21 protein-coding genes are annotated in these 20,295 nt (G+C 59.0%); 12 read left to right on the top strand and 9 right to left on the bottom strand.

The window, feature by feature from the left end; all coding sequences use genetic code 11:
* The first annotated feature begins 8 nt into the window (after positions 1 to 8).
* From rpsI to QU606_RS11770, 6 genes are all read left to right on the top strand, one after another.
* The gene (rpsI, locus tag QU606_RS11795) at positions 9 to 401 is read left to right on the top strand and encodes a 30S ribosomal protein S9 (protein ID WP_003171743.1); all 393 of its coding nucleotides are present in this window, start codon (positions 9 to 11) and stop codon (positions 399 to 401) included.
* Positions 402 to 667: 266 nt separating this feature from the next.
* On the top strand, positions 668 to 1,261 hold the full coding sequence (petA, locus tag QU606_RS11790; RefSeq protein ID WP_024073429.1) for a ubiquinol-cytochrome c reductase iron-sulfur subunit: 594 nt from the start codon (positions 668 to 670) through the stop codon (positions 1,259 to 1,261).
* A complete protein-coding gene (locus QU606_RS11785; protein ID WP_003171746.1) occupies positions 1,261 to 2,472 on the top strand; it encodes a cytochrome bc complex cytochrome b subunit in 1,212 nt (403 codons plus the stop codon). The genes petA and QU606_RS11785 overlap by 1 nt, the downstream gene beginning before the upstream one ends.
* Entirely contained in the window at positions 2,472 to 3,248 is a 777-nt protein-coding gene (locus QU606_RS11780; protein ID WP_024073430.1) for a cytochrome c1, read from the top strand. The genes QU606_RS11785 and QU606_RS11780 overlap by 1 nt, the downstream gene beginning before the upstream one ends.
* Before the next feature lie 146 nt (positions 3,249 to 3,394).
* Positions 3,395 to 4,012 (top strand): glutathione S-transferase N-terminal domain-containing protein, encoded by a 618-nt coding sequence (locus tag QU606_RS11775; protein ID WP_024073431.1) that lies wholly within the window; start codon positions 3,395 to 3,397, stop codon positions 4,010 to 4,012.
* 17 nt (positions 4,013 to 4,029) lie between these two features.
* A complete protein-coding gene (locus tag QU606_RS11770) occupies positions 4,030 to 4,449 on the top strand; it encodes a ClpXP protease specificity-enhancing factor (protein ID WP_024073432.1) in 420 nt (139 codons plus the stop codon).
* A gap of 65 nt (positions 4,450 to 4,514) precedes the next feature.
* Here QU606_RS11770 and QU606_RS11765 read toward each other — a convergent pair whose 3' ends face one another.
* The gene (locus QU606_RS11765; RefSeq protein WP_304998407.1) at positions 4,515 to 6,104 is read right to left on the bottom strand and encodes a glucan 1,4-alpha-maltotetraohydrolase domain-containing protein; all 1,590 of its coding nucleotides are present in this window, start codon (positions 6,102 to 6,104) and stop codon (positions 4,515 to 4,517) included.
* 231 nt (positions 6,105 to 6,335) lie between these two features.
* On the opposite strand from QU606_RS11765, the gene QU606_RS11760 reads away from it, so the two are divergent.
* Positions 6,336 to 7,085, top strand: a complete 750-nt coding sequence (locus QU606_RS11760; RefSeq protein WP_024073434.1) for a FadR/GntR family transcriptional regulator — start codon at positions 6,336 to 6,338, stop codon at positions 7,083 to 7,085.
* Between the two features lie 431 nt (positions 7,086 to 7,516).
* Here the strand turns inward: QU606_RS11760 and QU606_RS11755 are convergent, their stop codons facing one another.
* Together QU606_RS11755 and QU606_RS11750 are read right to left on the bottom strand one after the other, a co-directional pair.
* Entirely contained in the window at positions 7,517 to 7,891 is a 375-nt protein-coding gene (locus QU606_RS11755) for a hypothetical protein (RefSeq protein WP_304998406.1), read from the bottom strand.
* Between the two features lie 136 nt (positions 7,892 to 8,027).
* A complete protein-coding gene (locus QU606_RS11750) occupies positions 8,028 to 9,182 on the bottom strand; it encodes a phospholipase (RefSeq protein WP_304998405.1) in 1,155 nt (384 codons plus the stop codon).
* A 234-nt stretch (positions 9,183 to 9,416) separates the two neighbouring features.
* Between QU606_RS11750 and kdgD the strand changes: the two genes are divergently transcribed.
* From kdgD to garD, 4 genes are all read left to right on the top strand, one after another.
* Positions 9,417 to 10,328 carry a 5-dehydro-4-deoxyglucarate dehydratase gene (gene kdgD / locus QU606_RS11745; RefSeq protein WP_024073438.1) on the top strand — a complete coding sequence of 304 codons (912 nt, stop codon included), beginning with the start codon at positions 9,417 to 9,419 and terminating at the stop codon, positions 10,326 to 10,328.
* Between the two features lie 54 nt (positions 10,329 to 10,382).
* Positions 10,383 to 11,828: an aldehyde dehydrogenase family protein gene (locus tag QU606_RS11740; RefSeq protein WP_069075252.1), complete on the top strand. Its 1,446-nt coding sequence runs from the start codon at positions 10,383 to 10,385 to the stop codon at positions 11,826 to 11,828.
* A gap of 204 nt (positions 11,829 to 12,032) precedes the next feature.
* A complete protein-coding gene (locus QU606_RS11735) occupies positions 12,033 to 13,397 on the top strand; it encodes an MFS transporter (RefSeq protein WP_024073440.1) in 1,365 nt (454 codons plus the stop codon).
* Positions 13,398 to 13,408: 11 nt separating this feature from the next.
* Complete coding sequence (gene garD / locus QU606_RS11730; protein ID WP_041160840.1) at positions 13,409 to 14,962, top strand: galactarate dehydratase; 1,554 nt, start codon at positions 13,409 to 13,411, stop codon at positions 14,960 to 14,962.
* Position 14,963: 1 nt separating this feature from the next.
* Here the strand turns inward: garD and QU606_RS11725 are convergent, their stop codons facing one another.
* Genes QU606_RS11725 through QU606_RS11715 form a run of 3 tightly spaced genes read right to left on the bottom strand, consistent with a single transcriptional unit; the run spans position 14,964 to position 17,163 of the window.
* On the bottom strand, positions 14,964 to 15,680 hold the full coding sequence (locus QU606_RS11725) for an HAD family phosphatase (protein ID WP_304998404.1): 717 nt from the start codon (positions 15,678 to 15,680) through the stop codon (positions 14,964 to 14,966).
* Positions 15,677 to 16,537 (bottom strand): hypothetical protein, encoded by an 861-nt coding sequence (locus tag QU606_RS11720; RefSeq protein ID WP_024073443.1) that lies wholly within the window; start codon positions 16,535 to 16,537, stop codon positions 15,677 to 15,679. Before QU606_RS11720 ends, QU606_RS11725 begins: the two co-directional genes overlap by 4 nt.
* A 32-nt stretch (positions 16,538 to 16,569) precedes the next feature.
* Positions 16,570 to 17,163: a GNAT family N-acetyltransferase gene (locus tag QU606_RS11715; protein WP_102624976.1), complete on the bottom strand. Its 594-nt coding sequence runs from the start codon at positions 17,161 to 17,163 to the stop codon at positions 16,570 to 16,572.
* A 205-nt stretch (positions 17,164 to 17,368) separates the two neighbouring features.
* Between QU606_RS11715 and QU606_RS11710 the strand changes: the two genes are divergently transcribed.
* On the top strand, positions 17,369 to 18,310 hold the full coding sequence (locus QU606_RS11710) for an AEC family transporter (RefSeq protein WP_069075255.1): 942 nt from the start codon (positions 17,369 to 17,371) through the stop codon (positions 18,308 to 18,310).
* A 119-nt stretch (positions 18,311 to 18,429) separates the two neighbouring features.
* Here QU606_RS11710 and QU606_RS11705 read toward each other — a convergent pair whose 3' ends face one another.
* From QU606_RS11705 to QU606_RS11695, 3 genes are read right to left on the bottom strand one after another with little or no spacing between them, the layout of a single operon-like run.
* The gene (locus tag QU606_RS11705) at positions 18,430 to 18,813 is read right to left on the bottom strand and encodes a carboxymuconolactone decarboxylase family protein (RefSeq protein ID WP_024073446.1); all 384 of its coding nucleotides are present in this window, start codon (positions 18,811 to 18,813) and stop codon (positions 18,430 to 18,432) included.
* The gene (locus QU606_RS11700; RefSeq protein WP_081329149.1) at positions 18,810 to 19,856 is read right to left on the bottom strand and encodes a calcium/sodium antiporter; all 1,047 of its coding nucleotides are present in this window, start codon (positions 19,854 to 19,856) and stop codon (positions 18,810 to 18,812) included. Before QU606_RS11700 ends, QU606_RS11705 begins: the two co-directional genes overlap by 4 nt.
* A gap of 58 nt (positions 19,857 to 19,914) precedes the next feature.
* Positions 19,915 to 20,286 carry a septal ring lytic transglycosylase RlpA family protein gene (locus tag QU606_RS11695; protein WP_024073448.1) on the bottom strand — a complete coding sequence of 124 codons (372 nt, stop codon included), beginning with the start codon at positions 20,284 to 20,286 and terminating at the stop codon, positions 19,915 to 19,917.
* Positions 20,287 to 20,295: the final 9 nt, after the last annotated feature.

Below are 20,295 nucleotides of genomic sequence, written 5' to 3'. Positions count from 1 at the left end.
AGTTCATTATGTCGGCGACTCAAAATTACGGCACTGGCCGTCGCAAAACCGCAACCGCACGCGTTTTCCTGCGTCCGGGCACTGGTAACATCTCGATCAACAACCGCACCCTGGACAACTTCTTCGGCCGCGAAACTGCCCGCATGGTAGTTCGTCAGCCGCTGGAATTGACCGAGACTGTTGAAAAGTTCGACATCTACGTCACTGTTATCGGTGGCGGTGTAAGTGGTCAAGCTGGCGCAATCCGCCACGGTATCACTCGCGCTCTGATGCAGTACGACGAAACCCTGCGTGGCGCTCTGCGCAAAGCTGGCTTCGTGACTCGTGATGCCCGTGAAGTTGAACGTAAGAAAGTCGGTCTGCGTAAAGCGCGTAAGCGTCCGCAGTACTCGAAGCGTTAATTCGCTTTACGTTCCACAAAAACGCCCAGCCTCCTCACGGAGCTGGGCGTTTTTTATTACCTGCGATTTATGCACAAATTTCAGCGTGACAACTTGCCACATCCGTAGACCCCCTATACTACAAGGCCTGGAGCTGGAGCTCCGGGTAATTCCCTTGTCAGAGGTGGGGCTTTTCATTACCATTCGGCAAAATTTTTATAAGTTCAGATTTAATACTTAGTAGACGCCTGATTTAACAGGCCAAAAAGCTGATGGGAGAGGACTGAATGAGCAATGACGGCGTGAATGCAGGCCGGCGTCGCTTCTTGGTAGCAGCCACATCCGTGGTGGGTGCTGCAGGAGCGGTGGGGGCTGCGGTCCCGTTCGTGGGGTCATGGTTTCCCAGTGCCAAGGCGAAAGCCGCAGGTGCACCGGTGAAGGTGAATATCAGCAAGATCGAACCAGGTCAGCAGATGATTGCTGAATGGCGCGGCCAGCCGGTGTTCATTGTTCGTCGTACAGAGGAAATCCTGGGAAATCTGAAAAAGATCGAAGGCCAGTTGTCTGACCCCAAATCTGAGAAATCCGACCAACCCGCCTACGCCAAAAACGAAGTACGTTCGATCAAGCCAGAGATTCTGTTGCTGGTCGGTCTGTGTACCCACCTGGGTTGCTCACCAACCTTCCGCCCGGAAGTCGCCCCTGTCGATCTGGGCAAGGACTGGGTTGGCGGTTATTTCTGTCCGTGCCACGGTTCTCACTACGACTTGGCCGGTCGTGTCTACAAGTCTCAGCCTGCTCCCTTGAACCTGCCCGTGCCTCCGCATAACTACGAATCTAACGACATCATTGTCATTGGTCTCGATAAGGAGAACGCGTGATGAGCAAGTTCATGGATTGGGTGGATGCACGCTTCCCCGCCACTAAAATGTGGGAAGACCATCTCAGCAAGTACTACGCCCCGAAGAACTTCAACTTCTTCTACTTCTTTGGTTCCCTGGCACTGCTGGTGCTGGTCAACCAGATCGTCACCGGTGTCTGGTTGACGATGAGCTATACCCCCTCGGCGGAAGAGGCGTTTGCTTCCGTCGAATACATCATGCGTGACGTCGAGTACGGCTCGATCCTGCGCCTGCTGCACTCCACGGGCGCCTCGGCGTTCTTCATCGTGGTCTACCTGCATATGTTCCGTGGCTTGCTCTACGGTTCGTACCAGAAGCCTCGTGAGCTGGTGTGGGTGTTCGGCATGCTGATCTACCTGGCGCTGATGGCTGAAGCCTTCATGGGCTACCTGCTGCCGTGGGGCCAGATGTCGTACTGGGGCGCGCAGGTGATCATCTCGCTGTTCGGTGCTATCCCGGTGATCGGCAACGACCTGACCCAGTGGATCCGGGGTGACTACCTGATCTCCGGCATCACCCTGAACCGCTTCTTCGCCTTGCACGTAGTGGCCTTGCCGATCGTGATTCTCGGCCTGGTGGTGCTGCATATCCTGGCGCTGCACGAAGTGGGTTCGAACAACCCGGATGGTGTGGACATCAAGAAGCACAAGGACGAGAACGGCATCCCGCTGGACGGCATCCCGTTCCACCCGTACTACACCGTGAAAGATATCGTCGGCGTGGTCGTGTTCCTGTTCGTGTTCTGCTCGATCGTGTTCTTTTTCCCGGAGATGGGTGGTTATTTCCTGGAAAAACCTAACTTCGAACAGGCCAACGCCTTCAAGACACCCGAGCACATTGCCCCGGTCTGGTACTTCACGCCGTTCTACGCGATCTTGCGGGCGATTCCCGACAAGCTCATGGGCGTGATCGCCATGGGCGCGGCCATTGCGGTGCTGTTCGTGCTGCCGTGGCTCGACAGAAGCCCGGTCAAGTCCATGCGCTACAAGGGCTGGCTGAGCAAGATCTGGCTGTGGGTGTTCTGCATCGCGTTCGTGATCCTGGGTGTACTGGGCGTGTTGGCGCCGACTCCTGAGCGTACGCTGCTGTCGCAGGTCTGCACCTTCCTGTATTTCGCCTACTTCATTCTGATGCCGTTCTATACCCGGCTCGAGAAGACCAAACCGGTTCCGGAAAGGGTGACTGGCTGATGAAAAAGTTATTCGTTGCATTGATGCTTGCGGCGCTGCCGCTACTGTCCTTCGCTGCCGAGCATGGCCCGGAGCTGGAAAAAGTCGCTATCGACGTGTCTGACAAGGCTGCCCTGCAGGACGGCGCGCGTACGTTCGCCAACTACTGCATGGGCTGCCACAGCGCCAAGTTCCAGCGCTATGAGCGCGTGGCCGATGACCTGGGCATTCCCCATGAGGTAATGCTCGACAAGCTGGTGTTCACCGGCGCCAAGATCGGCGACCACATGAACATCGGCATGCAGCCGGCTGACGCCAAGACCTGGTTCGGTGCTGCACCGCCTGACCTGACCCTGGTTGCGCGCGTTCGCGGCACCGACTGGCTCTATGGCTACCTGAAGTCCTTCTACGAAGACCCGGCACGTCCTTGGGGTGTGAACAACCGAGTGTTCCCGAACGTCGGCATGCCTAACGTTCTGGTCGGCCTGCAAGGCAAGCAAGTGGTAGGATGCAAGCAGGTTCAGGTCGTTGAAGACGGCAAGAAGCAATACGATCCGTTGACCGGCACGCCTTTGACCCATGAAGCGTGCGATCAGCTGAAGATAGATACCCCCGGTGCACTGACTGACGAGCAGTTCGACGAGAAGGTCAAGAACCTGGTGACCTTCCTGGCCTACTCGGCCAACCCGGTCAAACTGCAGCACCAGCGCATTGGTACTTACGTCTTGCTCTACCTGGCCTTCTTCTTCGTATTCGCCTATCTGCTCAAACGCGAATACTGGAAGGATGTGCATTGATCCAACCGTAAGCAATTGCTGTTAATCTTGCGCGCCCAGCGGCATCTCTGAACCGTAGCGACCTGGACTCCAGGTACTACAGAGACGCTCTCTGGGCGCGCTCGTTTTTGAGCTTTCGATAATTTCAACAAGCGAGGAGGACCGCCATGGGCGTGACCAACCGGTTGGCCTGTTACTCCGACCCCGCCGACCACTATTCCCACCGAGTACGCATCGTGCTCGCAGAGAAGGGTGTCAGCGCCGAGATCATCAGTGTGGAAGCGGGACGTCATCCGCCGAAACTGATCGAAGTGAACCCTTACGGCAGCTTGCCCACCCTGGTCGATCGCGACCTGGCGTTGTGGGAGTCGACCGTGGTGATGGAATACTTGGATGAGCGTTACCCGCATCCCCCTTTGCTGCCGGTGTACCCGGTGGCGCGTGCCAACAGCCGCCTGCTGATCCATCGGATCCAGCGTGACTGGTGCGGGCTGGTGGATGTGATTCTGGATACCCGCAGCAAAGAAGCGGCACGTGTGCAGGCGCGTAAGGAATTGCGCGAGAGCCTGACCGGTGTTTCGCCGTTGTTCGCCGACAAACCTTTTTTCCTCAGCGAGGAACAAAGCTTGGTGGATTGCTGCCTATTACCGATACTCTGGCGTTTGCCGATTCTCGGTATTGAACTGCCGCGGCCGGCCAAGCCGTTGCTTGATTACATGGAGCGCCAGTTTGCGCGTGAGGCTTTCCAGGCAAGTCTGTCTGGTGTCGAACGCGATATGCGCTAAGGCTTAAGGAGCCGCTGATGAACTCCAGTCGACCCTACCTGGTCCGCGCGCTCTACGAGTGGATTGTGGACAACGATTGCACCCCGCACATGCTGGTCAATTCCGAATTTCCTGCGGTGCAGGTACCGCAGGGGTTTGCCAGTGATGGGCAGATTGTGTTGAACGTATCGCCCAGTGCAGTGCGCCACCTGCACATGGACAACGAAGCGGTGAGCTTCGAAGGGCGTTTCGGCGGCGTGCCGCATACGCTGTTCGTGCCGATCGGCGCCATCCTCGGGATTTACGCCCGGGAAAATGGCCAAGGCATGGTCTTTGATCTGGAATCCCCTTTCGAGGACGATGAAACGATCGAAAGCGAAGACGGCGATGATGTGCCACCACCGGATTCAGAGCCGCCGCGTCCAAGCGGTCGGCCGAGTCTGAAAGTGGTGAAGTAAGCCCCTGTAGCCAGCAGGCGAATAGGGGAATGCCTCGGCTTTGGCCGAGGCATTTTTTTGGACGATCAAAAGTGCCCCACGCTTTCGGTTTGAGTGCCTGGCGAGGCACGGTTATTAGGGTCGGCTTGCCAGTCAACCTGATTGATATTGTCGAGGCTGCGGATCACACATTTCCACTCGATGGCCTGCTGCGCCGGTAGCGTTACGATGCCACTCCATCGATTAGGGGCGCTGGGTTGCAGGGGGATCGCATGAGCAGGGTCCCATGCGCTCAGTTCCAGCGGTGAACCGACGGCGTAGACCGCTTGCCTGTTCCCTGGCTGAGCGTTGTCGCAATGCAGCGTGAGGGGGACATCCTGTGCCGTCGTGGCGGTTTTCCAAATGCGGATGCGTTGCCCATCGGCATTCATAACGGGGGTGAAGTCGTCGGGGACTTTGTTCAAGTCGGAGTCCAAGGCCATCAGTATCCGCTGTTGAGTGCCATTGGTGGCGGCCACCAGGCCGGAATATTGGGTCTGGAAACTGATCGGTGAGTCGGCCCTGATGCCGGCACTCTTGCGCAGGGCTATGAGCGTGCGGATCAGGTTGCCACGCCCCCAGTCATACATGGCGGGCCAGTACACGACGGGTATTCCGGGGGCTAGGAGGATGTAGGCGTACGCGAGGTTAATCATCGGATCGGGCAAAGGCCAATGATGTTGACCACCATATTGCCCCGGCGAATAACCGGTATCGTGATTGTCTACGAATGTAACGGCGATTTCGCGCCAAGACTTGACGGGGTTGCCGTTGAGGCCGTGGCGCCATTCGGCGATGCTGCCGTTTTGCATGCGCTCCTTGAGGGCGAAATCGAACACGGCGCAGTGCGAGCGATCTGACCAATCCTTGAGTGCGTCCTGCCAACTGGCCTTGCTGCGCCAGTCGCTGGCGGGGAATTCGCCGGGGCTCTTCCAGAACTCGCCGACACAGAACGCCTGGTCGTTGAAGTTTTTCATCCACAGGTCGACCCGCTCAGGTGAGTAACCGCGTACATAGTCGAAGCGCAAGTCGTGGGCGCTGTAATTGTCCCGCAGGTTGCGAAACTCCTGCATGAAGCGTGGTGAAACCTCTGGGCTGGCGGTATTGAGGTCCGCCGCACCGTCCTCGAATGGATCGCCTTCATCGCAATCGCTGGGGGGCGTGCAGTCATTGCGCCACAGTTTGTAGCCCCGGGGGAAGCGCACCATCACGCCGGGAATCTTGTCGTTCATGTGATTCGGCACCACGTCATACATAACCTGCACGCCGGCTCTCGTCAGGGCCGTGGCAGCTTGCTTGAGTTCAGCGTCGGTGCCGTACGCGCTGTTTTTATCGAAATCGTTCCAGTAGTAGCCTTCACCTCCGCCCGAAGTACCTTTGGCCGGATCGCTCCAGCTGGACTTATCCACCCACACGGGCGGTAACCAGATCTTGGTGAAACCGTCCTGGCCGATAACGGGGGCCATTCGGGCAAGCACTTGGTACCACTTTTCAGGTGTGTTGCGACTGGAGTTCCAGTGAAAGCCTTGCAGGATGATGTCTTCGCCGCCGCCATTACGCAGGGGCGACGGGGCCCCGGTAGCGAAGTTCGTCAGCAGGCTCAGGAGAACGGTGCAGTAGAGAAGTTTGCATTTCATGACGGGTCTCCTGTTGATCAAAACAGGTTTAACTCTGCGCGGTATCGGAGGCGGCGTCTGCTGTGAGAAATGACAGCTCGTCGAGACGTTTTTGCACTAATCCCCAGGACACAAATAGCTAAATCTATTATCGAGCGCGCAGGGTTTGATGAAAGTCATGCCAGGAACGGTGATCGTACAACCGCCATGGGCTATGATGCTTTCTCAGTTCACCCACAAAGATGACCCGATATGCAAAATGCCAACACCGCCCCTCGTCTTCCTCGCAAGCGCCGCAGCCTTGCCCAGGAATTGGTCACGGTGTTGTCCGAGCAAATCCGCGACGGCCAGCTCAAGCGTGGTGACAAATTGCCCACCGAGTCGGCGATCATGGAGGCCCATGGCGTCAGCCGCACCGTGGTGCGCGAAGCCATCTCGCGCCTGCAGGCGGCGGGGCAGGTCGAAACCCGCCACGGTATCGGCACCTTTGTGCTGGACACCCCAAGCCCGAGCGGTTTTCGCATTGATCCGGCCACGGTCGTGACCCTGCGTGATGTGCTGGCGATCCTGGAGTTGCGGATCAGCCTGGAAGTGGAGTCGGCAGGCCTGGCTGCGTTACGCCGCAGTGATGAACAGCTGGCGGCCATGCGTGCAGCCCTCGACGCGCTGAATGAGAGTGCGGCCCACGCCGGCGATGCGGTGGCCTCCGACTTCGCATTCCACCTGGAAATTGCCCTGTCCACCGGCAACCGCTACTTCACCGATATCATGACTCACCTGGGCACCAGCATCATTCCGCGTACCCGCCTGAATTCGGCGCGCCTGGCCCATGATGACCAGCAGCACTACATGAGCCGCCTGAGCCGCGAGCACGAAGAGATCTATGAGGCGATTGCCCGCCAGGATTCGGATGCGGCGCGGGCGGCCATGCGCTTGCATTTGACCAACAGCCGGGAGCGGCTGCGCCATGCCCATGAAGAAGCGGAGGCGCAGCGGGGATAAATCAAGGCTGAATGACGTCTACGTGTAATTCGATATCATTGATTTTGTCTTCTTCGGTGATCTTGTATTTCTTGTGTACGACTATGAACACAACGTTGGGTAGAAGCGCGAATTCAAGCCAATCACCTATATTGATGAAGCGATCAAACGAGACCTCTCTCCTTGGAATTTTCAGGTTTGCGGGGAAGATGACCTGGTATTTGCTGTCCATGGATACCTCTGCGTATTGATGGGTTTCCACGTATTGGGGGCTCAATCCGAGCGCAGAGATACTGTGAGAAATCACAGTTCTGACAAACGGCAGGCTCCGTGTGCCGATTTATCTGCTGCTGTGCGCCGAGGGGTATCCGCGTCGATGGCGTCGAAATTTGACCAACACCGGGAGCGGCCGCGCCATGCCCATGAAGAGGCGGAGGCGCAGCGGGGTTGAGCTATGTGGTGATGGTCAGCGAAATCGGCTCAGAGATGATCTGCATGTTGGACTCACTCTGGGCTATATAGCGTAGCAGCGTGGTTTGGTTCTTGAAGCGCAATAAATCCTGTTTTGGCACCTCGAGTTTCAGGTTCGAACGCCGTTGATATTGTTCCGTGTCCTTTTGCCATTCACCTGCGTCGATTTGGGCTCCCTCCCAAGCTGGCGCGTCCGAATTCGGGCCCAGGATCACGTACACCTTGCCCCTCGGAAAGAGCTCGGCATCGTTTGGAATGCTGACCACGAGCGGCCCTGTGAATGTGGAAAGGTTAACCTCTGCTTGGTCAAAGGGCCCTGTGATACGAATGTTCAGGCCGGGGACTGGATTCGTCATGATGAAATCTCCGTGGTTGTCACAGCGGTGGCCGGGTCAATTCAGGGGCCGGGTTTCTGGCCCCTGAGCAAACTTATCCACTGCAACGACATTGTCCGGAACTGTTAGAAATCCCAGTGTCGACAAACGGTATTCTTCAAGCTGGCGTATTCGGCTTGTAGTCCTTAAGCAACAAATACGTACTCCACCCCCACCAATCATTGGTCCAGTGCTTGTCGTTCAGGTCATTCACGTCCTTGCGCCGCAGTACCTTGTCCCCCTCCATCTTGAACAGTGGCGAGAAGTTGTTCGCCGGATTTTGCGCCGCGTTCAAATCTGGCACATGCAGCGGAGCCTTGAAGTTGGCCGGGGAGGGCGCTACGCCGCTGATAAAGGTCTCGAAGATTTCATCGGCTGAAGCCTGCACCGCACGTTTGACTTGCGTCCGGTTATCCGCGTCGATGGCGTCGAAGTAGCGTTTGTCGCCATACGCGTGCCACTGATCACCCAGGGCGTTGTGCACGTTGAGCCCTAACTTGCTGTCTTCGTCATGCATGAAACGGCTGATCAGCGAGCCCAGTTCGCCAGGTGTCACCACCGCTGCCAATTGTTTACGCGGGACCCGCAAGTGGCCTGCGGAGAACAGGTCGGTTAAGAAGTGATCAGCAAAACTGTTCATGGCATAGGCCAGTTCCAGTGCCTGGTCGGTGCCGGTTTGATGGGCGACAACGGCCTGTTGCAGGGCTGCCGTATGCCCGGCCAGGTACGCTGACAGCGCCCATTCGCCAAAGTGGTCGGCATTGTCCGCCGCCAACTTCAGGTAGCGGCCCAATGGGATCAATGCCGACACTGCGCTGCCGCCACCGGTGATGCGGTTCCACTCTTCCGACAACGTATCACCCAGGGCATCGTAGGCTTCATGGGCTTGCTTGCCATCCTTGATTGCCTGGTTGACCGCGTTTATCTCCTTTTGCATCACCGCGAGGATCTTGTGAGCTTCTTCCCGTGAGGCGGGCAAAACCGCCAGGGAGTTGAAGGCGGCGATGAAGCGTTGCACGCGTTCGGCTGCCGAGGCGCCATCGCTGATGGGCTGGCCGGGAATCCCATAAAAGTCACCGCCCAGTGCGATCACTTGGCCGTAGGTCAGCGCCAGGCCGTTGGGCAGGTGCAGCTCGACTTGTCGCGCGGGAATCGCCGGGGCGTCCTTGACGAAGCGCAACAGGGTGTCATCGCCGATGGCGGTGTGTTCGCCACCTTCGAAGCGCAGGGTAGGCGGGTTTTTGGTGGGTGCTGCGAGTTCAAGACCTGACATGTTAGCTCCTTGCTATGCCGTAGGAATCTTCCTTAATAACTGTATGTATATACAGTAGTCCGGAGAATAGAGGAAAAAATTCCTACGTCAAGAAGGTGAGCCTCAGCACCCTGTGCAAGCACGATCGATGAATTACAGTTGACGAATTATTTTATAGTTGTACGATGACGTACGACATCAACAGAACCAACAACAACCTTTCGCCAGAAAATCTTTGCCCAGGGTGTTCGAATAATGAATCCACAAGAACTGAAGTCCATCCTCTCCCACGGTCTGCTGTCTTTCCCCGTGACCGATTTCAACGCCCAGGGTGACTTCCACCAGGCGGGCTATATCAAGCGCCTGGAATGGCTGGCGCCCTACGGCGCCACTGCGTTGTTCGCGGCCGGCGGCACCGGCGAGTTTTTCTCCCTCGCTGCCAGCGAATACTCCCAGGTGATCAAGACCGCCGTTGATACCTGCGCCACCAGCGTGCCGATCCTTGCCGGTGTCGGCGGTGCCACCCGCCAGGCCATTGAATACGCTCAGGAAGCTGAACGCCTGGGTGCCAAAGGCCTGCTGCTGCTGCCGCACTACCTCACCGAAGCCAGCCAGGACGGGGTTGCCGCCCACGTTGAAGCCGTGTGTAAATCGGTGAAAATCGGCGTGGTGGTCTACAACCGCAACGTCTGCCGCCTGACCGCGCCCTTGTTGGAACGCCTGGCCGAGCGCTGCCCGAACCTGATCGGCTACAAGGATGGCTTGGGTGACATCGAGTTGATGGTGTCGATCCGCCGTCGTCTCGGTGATCGTTTCAGCTACCTCGGCGGCCTGCCGACCGCAGAGGTTTACGCCGCTGCCTACAAGGCCCTGGGGGTGCCGGTGTACTCCTCGGCGGTGTTCAACTTCATCCCGAAAACCGCGATGGATTTCTACCACGCCATCGCCCGTGACGATCACGCCACTGTCGGCAAGATCATCGACGACTTCTTCCTGCCGTACCTGGACATCCGTAACCGCAAGGCCGGCTACGCCGTGAGCATCGTCAAGGCGGGTGCCAGGATCGTCGGCTATGACGCCGGCCCGGTGCGCACCCCGCTGACCGACCTGCTGCCGGAAGAATACGAAGCCCTGGCCGCGCTGATCGACAAGCAAGGCCCGCAATAACTTATCTATAAGGCCGCTGAGCAATCAGCGGCCTTTTGCGTCAGGAGAAGATTCGTGTCCCAAGCCAAACGTTTTGAAAACTACATCAACGGTGAGTGGGTAGCCGGTGCTGACTATTGCACCAATATCAACCCGTCGGAGTTGTCCGATGTGATTGGCGAATACGCCAAGGCTGATGTTGCCCAGGTCAACGCCGCCATTGATGCGGCCCGCGCTGCATTCCCTGCGTGGTCCACCTCCGGTATCCAGGCGCGCCACGACGCCCTGGATAAAGTCGGCAGCGAAATCCTTGCCCGCCGCGAAGAACTTGGCACCCTGCTGGCCCGGGAAGAGGGCAAGACCCTGCCTGAAGCCATCGGCGAAGTGACCCGCGCCGGTAACATCTTCAAGTTCTTTGCTGGCGAATGCCTGCGTTTGTCCGGTGACTACGTGCCGTCGGTGCGCCCGGGCGTCAACGTGGAAGTGACGCGCGAAGCCCTTGGTGTGGTCGGCCTGATCACCCCGTGGAACTTCCCGATTGCCATCCCCGCGTGGAAAATCGCCCCGGCCCTGGCCTACGGTAACTGCGTGGTGATCAAGCCGGCCGAACTGGTACCGGGCTGCGCCTGGGCCCTGGCGGAAATCATCTCCCGCGCCGGCTTCCCCGCCGGTGTGTTCAACCTGGTGATGGGCAGCGGTCGTGTGGTCGGCGATGTGTTGGTCAACAGCCCGAAAGTCGATGGCATCAGCTTCACCGGTTCCGTCGGTGTGGGCCGTCAGATCGCGGTCAGCTGTGTATCGCGCCAGGCCAAGGTGCAGTTGGAAATGGGCGGCAAGAACCCGCAGATCATCCTTGATGACGCCGACCTCAAGCAGGCCGTCGAGCTGTCGGTACAGAGCGCGTTCTACTCCACTGGCCAGCGTTGCACCGCCTCCAGCCGCTTGATTGTCACGGCCGGCATCCACGACCAGTTCGTTGCAGCCATGGCCGAGCGCATGAAGTCGATCCGGGTGGGGCACGCCCTGAAAAGCGGTACCGACATCGGCCCGGTGGTTTCCCAGGCCCAGTTGGACCAGGACATGAAGTACATCGATATCGGCCAAAGCGAAGGCGCGCGGCTGGTGAGCGGTGGCGGCCTGGTGACCTGCGACACCGAAGGCTACTACCTGGCGCCGACCCTGTTTGCCGACAGCGAAGCCGCCATGCGTATCAGCCGTGAAGAGATCTTCGGCCCGGTGGCCAACGTGGTGCGCGTAGCGGACTACGAGGCGGCGCTGGCCATGGCCAACGACACCGAGTTCGGTCTGTCGGCGGGTATTGCCACCACGTCGTTGAAATACGCCAACCATTTCAAACGTCATTCCCAGGCCGGGATGGTGATGGTCAACCTGCCGACCGCCGGTGTGGACTATCACGTTCCATTTGGTGGCCGTAAGGGCTCATCCTACGGTTCGCGTGAGCAAGGTCGCTATGCGCAAGAGTTCTACACCGTGGTGAAAACCAGCTACATCGGTTCGTAATACGCAACATCCCCCTGTCAGGAGGGGGGCTGTCTTTCTGTAGGAGCGAGCTTGCTCGCGAAAAACCCAAGGGCTCCGCGTGCATCCCGAATGCCCGCGTATTCGTTGACATTTTTCGCGAGCAAGCTCGCTCCTGCAGGGGGCGGCATCCAAGAACACATAACTATTACCCGCAAAAAAAATAATTAGTGGGAGTACATCTACATGCAAGCGACCAAGCCAACCCATGTCCGCTATTTGATCCTGCTCATGCTGTTCCTGGTGACCACGATCAACTACGCCGACCGGGCCACCATCGCCATTGCCGGCTCCAGCCTGCAAAAAGACCTCGGTATCGACGCGGTCACCCTCGGTTATATCTTTTCTGCATTCGGTTGGGCCTACGTGGCCGGGCAAATCCCCGGCGGCTGGCTGCTCGATCGTTTCGGCTCGAAAAAAGTCTACGCCCTGAGCATCTTCACCTGGTCGCTGTTCACCGTGCTGCAAGGCTATGTCGGTGAGTTCGGTATCTCCACCGCCGTCGTCGCGCTGTTCATGCTGCGCTTTATGGTGGGCCTGGCCGAAGCGCCGTCCTTCCCAGGTAACGCGCGCATTGTGGCTGCCTGGTTCCCCACGGCCGAACGCGGCACGGCCTCGGCGATCTTCAACTCGGCGCAATACTTCGCCACGGTGCTGTTTGCGCCGCTGATGGGCTGGATCGTCTACAGCTTCGGCTGGCAGCACGTGTTTATCGTGATGGGCGTGATCGGCATCCTCTTCTCGCTGGTGTGGCTGAAGATTATCCACAGCCCGCGCCAGCACCCGATGATCAACGAAGCCGAGTTCAATCACATCGCGGCCAATGGCGCGATGGTCGATATGGACCAGGACAAGGGCAAGGGCAAGAAAACCGATGGTCCGAAGTGGGATTACATCCGTCAGCTGCTGACCAACCGCATGATGCTCGGGGTTTACCTGGGCCAGTACTGCATCAACGGCATCACCTACTTCTTCCTGACCTGGTTCCCGGTGTACCTGGTGCAGGACCGTGGCATGACCATCCTCAAGGCTGGGTTCATTGCTTCGCTGCCGGCGATCTGCGGGTTTATCGGGGGCGTGCTGGGCGGGGTGATATCCGACTACCTGTTGCGCAAGGGCCATTCCCTGACCTTCGCCCGCAAGGCGCCGATCATTGGCGGCTTGCTGATTTCCAGCAGCATCGTGGCCTGCAACTACGTCGACATCGAGTGGATGGTGGTGGGCTTCATGGCCTTGGCCTTCTTCGGTAAAGGCGTTGGCGCACTGGGCTGGGCGGTGGTGTCCGACACCTCGCCGAAACAAATCGCCGGCCTCAGTGGCGGCCTGTTCAACACCTTCGGTAACCTGGCCTCGATCACCACGCCGATTGTCATCGGCTACATCATCAGCACCACCGGCTCGTTCAAATGGGCACTGGTGTTCGTCGGCGCCAATGCGCTGGTGGCGGTGTTCAGCTATCTGGTCATCGTCGGCCCGATCAAGCGTGTCGTACTCAAAGAGCCGCCAAGCAAGGGGCCTGAGTTGACCAACCTAACCGAAGCGCATTCCTGAGAGGCCCCGTGATGCAGTTGATTGAACATGCCGACTCGCCGCGCTCCATTCGCCTGCACGCGCGCGACAATGTAGTGATCGTGGTCAACGACCAGGGCGTACCGGCCGGGACCGAGTTCCCGGACGGCCTGGTGACCGTGGATTTCATCCCCCAGAGTCACAAAGTGACCCTGGAAGACATCCCCGAAGGCGGTCAGATTATTCGCTACGGCCAGACCATCGGTTATGCCCTGGCGCCGATTCCCCGTGGCAGTTGGGTGCAGGAAGATCAACTGCGCATGCCCACCGCGCCGCCCTTGGACAGCTTACCGCTGTCCACCGAGGTGCCGCAGGCCCAGGCGCCGCTGGAAGGGTTCACATTCGAGGGGTATCGCAATGCCGACGGCACGGTCGGCACACGCAATATCCTGGGTATCACCACCACGGTGCAGTGTGTCACCGGGGTACTGGACCATGCGGTCAAACGCATCAAGGATGAGTTGCTGCCCAAGTATCCCCATGTCGATGACGTGGTGGCGCTGACTCACAGCTACGGCTGTGGGGTCGCGATCACCGCGACGGATGCCTACATCCCGATCCGCACTGTGCGCAATCTGGCGCGCAACCCGAACCTGGGCGGCGAAGCCCTGGTCATCAGCCTGGGCTGCGAGAAATTGCAGGCCGGGCAGGTGATGCACGACAACGATAGCTCGGTCGATTTGAGCGAGCCGTGGTTGTATCGGTTGCAGGATTCCAGCCACGGCTTTACCGAGATGATCGAGCAGATCATGGAACTGGCCGAAGTCCGCCTGAAGAAGCTCGACCAGCGCCGTCGGGAAACCGTGCCGGCGTCCGAGCTGATCCTGGGCATGCAGTGCGGCGGCAGCGATGCGTTTTCCGGGATCACCGCCAACCCGGCGCTGGGCTACGCCTCGGACTTGTTGCTGCGGGCGGGGGCGACGGTGATGTTTTCCGAAGTCACTGAAGTGCGCGATGCGATTTATTTGCTGACTTCACGCGCCGAAACCAAGGCTGTCGCCGAGGAACTGGTCCGGGAAATGGACTGGTATGACCGTTACCTGGCCAAGGGCGAGGCGGATCGCAGTGCCAACACCACGCCGGGGAACAAGAAGGGCGGGTTGTCGAACATTGTCGAGAAGTCCCTGGGCTCCATCGTCAAGTCCGGCAGCAGCGCGATCAACGGCGTGCTGGGGCCGGGCGAGCGCTTCAAAAGCAAGGGCCTGATCTTTTGCGCGACGCCGGCCAGTGACTTTGTGTGCGGCACCTTGCAGCTCGCGGCAGGGATGAACCTGCATGTGTTCACTACAGGGCGCGGTACCCCTTACGGGCTCGCCATGGCACCGGTCGTGAAGGTCTCGACCCGTACGGAGTTGGCGCAGCGCTGGCCGGATCTGATCGACATCGACGCCGGACGCATTGCCACCGGGCGCGCGACCATCGAGGAATTGGGCTGGGAGTTGTTCCACTTCTATCTGGACGTCGCCAGCGGTAAGAAGCAAACGTGGGCGGAGCAGCACAAGCTGCATAACGACATCACGTTGTTCAACCCGGCACCGATTACCTAGATCAGGTTGGCGGGCGTTGGAGGTTGCCCAGCACTGTTTGGATGTGTGCGTAGACCTGACCGGGTTCGCTGGCGCGCAAGACATTGTCGGGCAATTGCGTCAGTGGCTGCTCGATAAAGTAGTCCGCGCAGACGAAACCGTCCACGCAGCCGTTCTTGTAGACCTGGAAGTCGGACGCACCGTCGCCCACGATGAGCGTTCGGCCTTTCAGCCTGCCAGCGGCACGCCATCGACGGACAATCTCCGACTTGCCCTTCGACGAGCTGAGCAGCGGAGAAGGGCGCGTGAGCAGGACGCGTTTGCCCGCCCACAAGAACTGGTTGGCCGCCACATTTTGGTGGGCGATACCCCATTCACGGGCCGTGGGTACGATCCACTCCGTGTAGCCGCCGGAAATGATATGCAGCCCTACACCGTCTTCTCGCAGCCGGCCAAGGGTTTCCAGCAATACGGCCGGGATGCTGCGAATGGCCTTTTCCACATACTGGTCGATGTGATGGGCACGCACATGGGTTGCCACGCTCATCAGCTTCAACAATTCTCCGATACTTGCTTTGCCGCTCAATGCTTTGGGGGCAATTCGCGCGATCCGCTCAAGCCGCTCGGCACTGTCCGGATGGTCGTGGAGAGCGGCTTTAAGCACTTCCACCGTGCTTTCGTGGTCGACCAAGGTGTAATCGAAATCAAAGATGATGTCGACGTCGTTGCCCATGCTCATCGCGTTGCTCGTTTGTCAGTGCTGCGGTAGGTGTATTTGTCGTCCCGGGTCCAGTGACAGGCGGCAATGGCTAAATGTTCGGCGATGCTTTGCTGAATCTGATCGGCAAACGCTTGATCGCTCTGATGTGCCGTGCGCACTTGTGGCGCCAGGTAGCTCATCTCGAACTCAATGCGCGGCATTGCCAGAAGACGCAGGAACTTCATCAGGCCTGAGGCGTGCAGCGGGTTGGCGGTCAAGCCGAACGGCACATTCAAGCGCAGGGCCAGTGGTACCACGGGCAGCCCGCGATTGAGCATTTCCGGGCGGAACCGGAACAGACCATGGCCATTGTTGATGGTCGTCTCGGGTGTGGTGTAGAGCGCAGTGCCGCTGGGCCTGCGACGAAATTCGCGGATGCGTCTGGCGAGCATTTTCTTGTCGCTGACTTTCCAGAACGTGCCACCGGAACATTTGAAGAGCAGGAAAGCGGTTGCGGCACCGAGGGGGCTGTCGGAGTTGGCTACCATGATGGTCGCTGAGGGCATGGCCAGCACTGGAAAATGATCGAATACACTGATGTGGTTGGCGGCGACGATGCAACCATCGGTATGCGCCGCGACTTGTTTCGGGGACATTTTGCACGTGATTTTCACGCCCAGGATGAACAGCAGTACGCGGTACATGAGTTGTTTGGCCGCTACGGGTAAAGGCCAGGCGATCAAGCTGATAAACACCACGGCCTGCAGACGGTTCAAGACAAGTGCGCAGCCCAGCGGCAGGTAAAGCCAGCGCCACAGGGCGCGACCCTTCCAGACCTGTGCGGTGCATAGGTCGGCAACTGAAGGGGAGTGGCAGGTGTTTTTTTCATTGGGCAAGGTCGGGTCTCTCTGAAAGGCAGGGGGCGTCATCAAGCCGGAGCGTGGCTGCGGGTCAGGCGGCGGGAGAATCGGTCGATACGTGCGCGATTCAATGGGCTTATTTCCATGAACCGTTCACGGGTCAGGTCGACTTTCAAATGCGGGCCGAAGGGTGTTTCCATGACAGTCCCGCTGATTTCCGGCAAATGCAGAAAGGCGCGGTTCATCTCCAGGGCGCGGTGATGCTTGATGTTGGTCAGGGTGTAGATCTGATCGAAGCCCAGTTGCAGGAAACCATGCTCCAAGGCCAGATGAATAGCCGTGAAGGGATAGGGGCTGCCCCAGTATTTTTTGAGAAAACGGTTGCCGAAGTTGATGCCGTATTCTTTTTCGGCAAACCCGGCATAACCGATGAAGGGCGAATCCAGGCCCAGGCTTACGGCCCAGCGTGACCAGCCTTGCTGGGCTATTTCCTGCTGGAAACGTGCGATTTCTGCAGCGGCCGTGTCTCGGTTGCGCGTGGTTCCTGCCGATATGTATTGCATGGTCTGCGGATCACCGAGGAGTTCAGCGTAACCCTCGATGTCGTCTTGGTCCCAGGTTCTGAGATATACGTTGTAAAGGTGGTTCACGTTTTGCCGCATTGGTTGTTTCCTTGCCTCACGACTTTCGTAACGAAGAAGGCGTTAGCTTGTGCCGAAGCGGGAACAACGCGGAGTTGCAAAATCTTTGTGTGTTGTAGGCAACGTTACCTTTCTAGGTAGGGACGATTTCAATCAAACCTCATGCGCGGGCCTGAGCTGGCTTATCATGAGCCTTTCCTGAACACAGGTTCCAAGGCCCGTTCTTATGCTGGCAATTTTCCTCACCACCCTCACCATCACCGCGCCGGTATTCGCCATGCTGTTCCTGGGGGTGCTGCTCAAGCGCATCAACTGGATCAACGACAACTTTATCCACACGGCTTCGTCCCTGGTGTTCAACGTCACCATGCCTGCGCTGCTGTTTCTCGGCATCCTGCACGCCGACCTGCATTCGGCGCTCAAGCCGGGTTTGCTGATCTACTTTGCCGTCGCCACTCTGCTGAGTTTTGCCCTGGCCTGGGGCTGGGCGATTTTTCGCTGCGCGCGCGAAGACCGGGGCATCTACACCCAGGGGGCGTTTCGCGGCAACAATGGGGTGATCGGCCTGGCGCTGGCCGCCAGCATGTACGGCGACTACGGTATTTCCCTGGGGGCAATTCTCGCCGCACTGGTCATCCTGTTCTACAACACCTTGTCGACCATTGTGTTGGCGGTGTACAGCCCAGTGATCAAGTCCGACCCGTGGAGCATCTTCAAAAGTGTGGTGGCCAACCCGCTGATCATCAGCGTGATCGTGGCCGCGCCGTTCGCCTATTTCCAGATTGGCCTGCCAGGCTGGCTGGAAAGATCCATGCAGTACCTGGCGGACACCACCTTGCCGCTGGCATTGATCTGCATTGGCGGCACCTTGTCCCTGGCGGCGTTGCGCAAGAGCGGCAATATGGCGCTGAGCGCAAGCTTGATGAAGATGGTGTGGCTGCCGGTAGTCGCCACGCTGGGCGCCTGGCTGCTGGGGTTCCGTGGGCCGGAATTAGGGATTCTGTTCCTGTACTTCGGTGCGCCGACCGCTGCGGCGAGCTTCGTGATGGCGAGGGCGGCCGAGGGCAATCATGAGCTGGCGGCGGCGATTATCGTGATCACTACCTTGATGGCGGCAGTGACCACGAATATCGGGATTTTTGTGTTGCAGGCGGGTGGCTGGATCTGAGTCTTGTGGTGTCTGTGAGGGCCATTGGCGAGCAAGCCCGCTCCCACAGTTGACCGCGTTTCAATATGAGCATGCGATCGAATGTGAGAGTGGGCTTGCTCGCGAATGCTATCTGGCAGTCACTGCTGGTCGGCCTGATACGCCTCGATGACTTCCTGTGCCGCTCTAAATGCATCAATCGCCGCCGGTACGCCGGCATATACCGCGCAATGCAGCAGCGCTTCGCGGATCTCTTCCACGCTGCAGCCATTGTTCAGCGCGCCGCGCACGTGACCCTTGAGTTCCTGCGGGCACTTGAGCGCGGTGAGGGCGGCGAGGGTGATCAGGCTGCGCGTCTTCAGCGGCAAGCCTTCGCGGTTCCACACACTGCCCCAGGCATGTTCGTTGACGAAGTCCTGGAGGGGCTGGGTGAATTCGGTGGCATTGCCCAGGGCGCGGTCGACGAACACATCGCCCATCACCTGGCGACGCATTTCAACCCCGGGCTTTTTCTGATCGGTCATTGCGATTCCCTCTTGTGTTGGCGGCGCCAGGCTCGCAGCGTGCTGAACAGCAGGAACACCACCAGCACTGGCAGGACGTAAAACAGCATCAGTTGTTCAAGCTTGTTGGCCAGCGGCATACCGGTGGTGAACGCCATCACATGCAGCCCATACGCCAGGTACAGTCCCAGCAGCACCAGGCCTTCGATGCGGGTCACACGGTAGCCGGTATAAAACACCGGCAGGCACAGCACCACCACGCCGAGCATCACCGGCAGATCGAAATCCAGGGCGTTAGGCGACACCGACAGCGGCGATGGCGCAAGCAGGGCCGTCAGCCCCAATACGCCCAGCAGGTTGAACAGGTTGCTGCCAATCACGTTGCCTACGGCGATATCCCGCTCGCCGCGCAGGGCTGCAATCAGCGAGGTGGCCAGGCACGGCAGGGACGTGCCAACGCCGATCAGTGTCAGGCCGATGATGCGTTCCGACAGTCCCAGGTCACTGGCTACATCCACCGCCGCGCCCAGCAACAGATGCCCGGCCAGTACCAGGACCAGCAGGCCGCCGAACATCAGCAATACACTGCTCAGCCAGGGCGCCTTGGCCACGATGTCCAGCGTGCGCGGACGGCGTGAATGGCGGGTCTGGTAGTGCAGCACGCCGAGGTAGGCCAGCAGGGCGCAGAGCAGCAGCAAACCGTCGAGCGGTGTGAGCTCTTCGTTGGCGGCCAGGGTAAATACCAGCAAGCCGGCGAGGATCATGACCGGGATGTCCAGGCGCACCAGTTGGCGCGAGACCCGCAATGGAATGATCAGCGCCGACAGGCCCAGGGTGACGAGGATATTGAAGATGCTGCTGCCGATGACGCTGCCGACGGCAATATCGGTGTTGCCGGCCAGGGTGGCCTGCAGGCTCACGGTCATCTGCGGTGCGCTGCTGCCGAAGGCGACGATCGTCAGGCCGATGATCAGTGGGCGGACCTTGAGGCTGGCGGCCAGGCGCACAGCGGCACGTACCAGGATTTCGGCGCCGACGATCAGCAGCACCAGGCCGCTGACCAGTTCGAGCAGGCTCCAGGGCGAGAGGGCGGTTAATCCGAAAATGGCCAGGGCTCCGTCGTCAATTGTTCAGGGCTTGCACGCGAACCCGTGCGGTGCCGCTGCTCAGCATGCCCAGTTGTTCGGCCGCCTTGCGTGAAAGATCGATCAAGCGCCCACGGGTATGCGGGCCGCGATCATTGATACGCACCACCACGGTTCTGTCGTTGTCGAGGTTGGTGACCTTGACCTGGGTGCCAAAGGGCAATTGCCGGTGGGCGGCGGTCAGGGCGTTCTGGTTGAAAGGTTCACCGCTGGCGGTTTTTTTGCCATGGTGCTTGGCGCCGTAATAAGAGGCGGTGCCGGTTTCATCGTAGCCGTTGGGGTTAATGAGGCCGCTGGCGCAGCCGGCCAGCAGGGAAAACAGGGCCAGGAGGCCGAATAGACGCTTCATTTCCAAGGT

Source organism: Pseudomonas sp. OVF7 (genome assembly GCF_030644265.1).
GTDB classification, from domain to species: Bacteria; Pseudomonadota; Gammaproteobacteria; order Pseudomonadales; family Pseudomonadaceae; genus Aquipseudomonas; species Aquipseudomonas gorinensis.
Note: the sequence above shows the minus strand (reverse complement) of the source record. Positions and strands in the feature narration are given on the sequence as shown.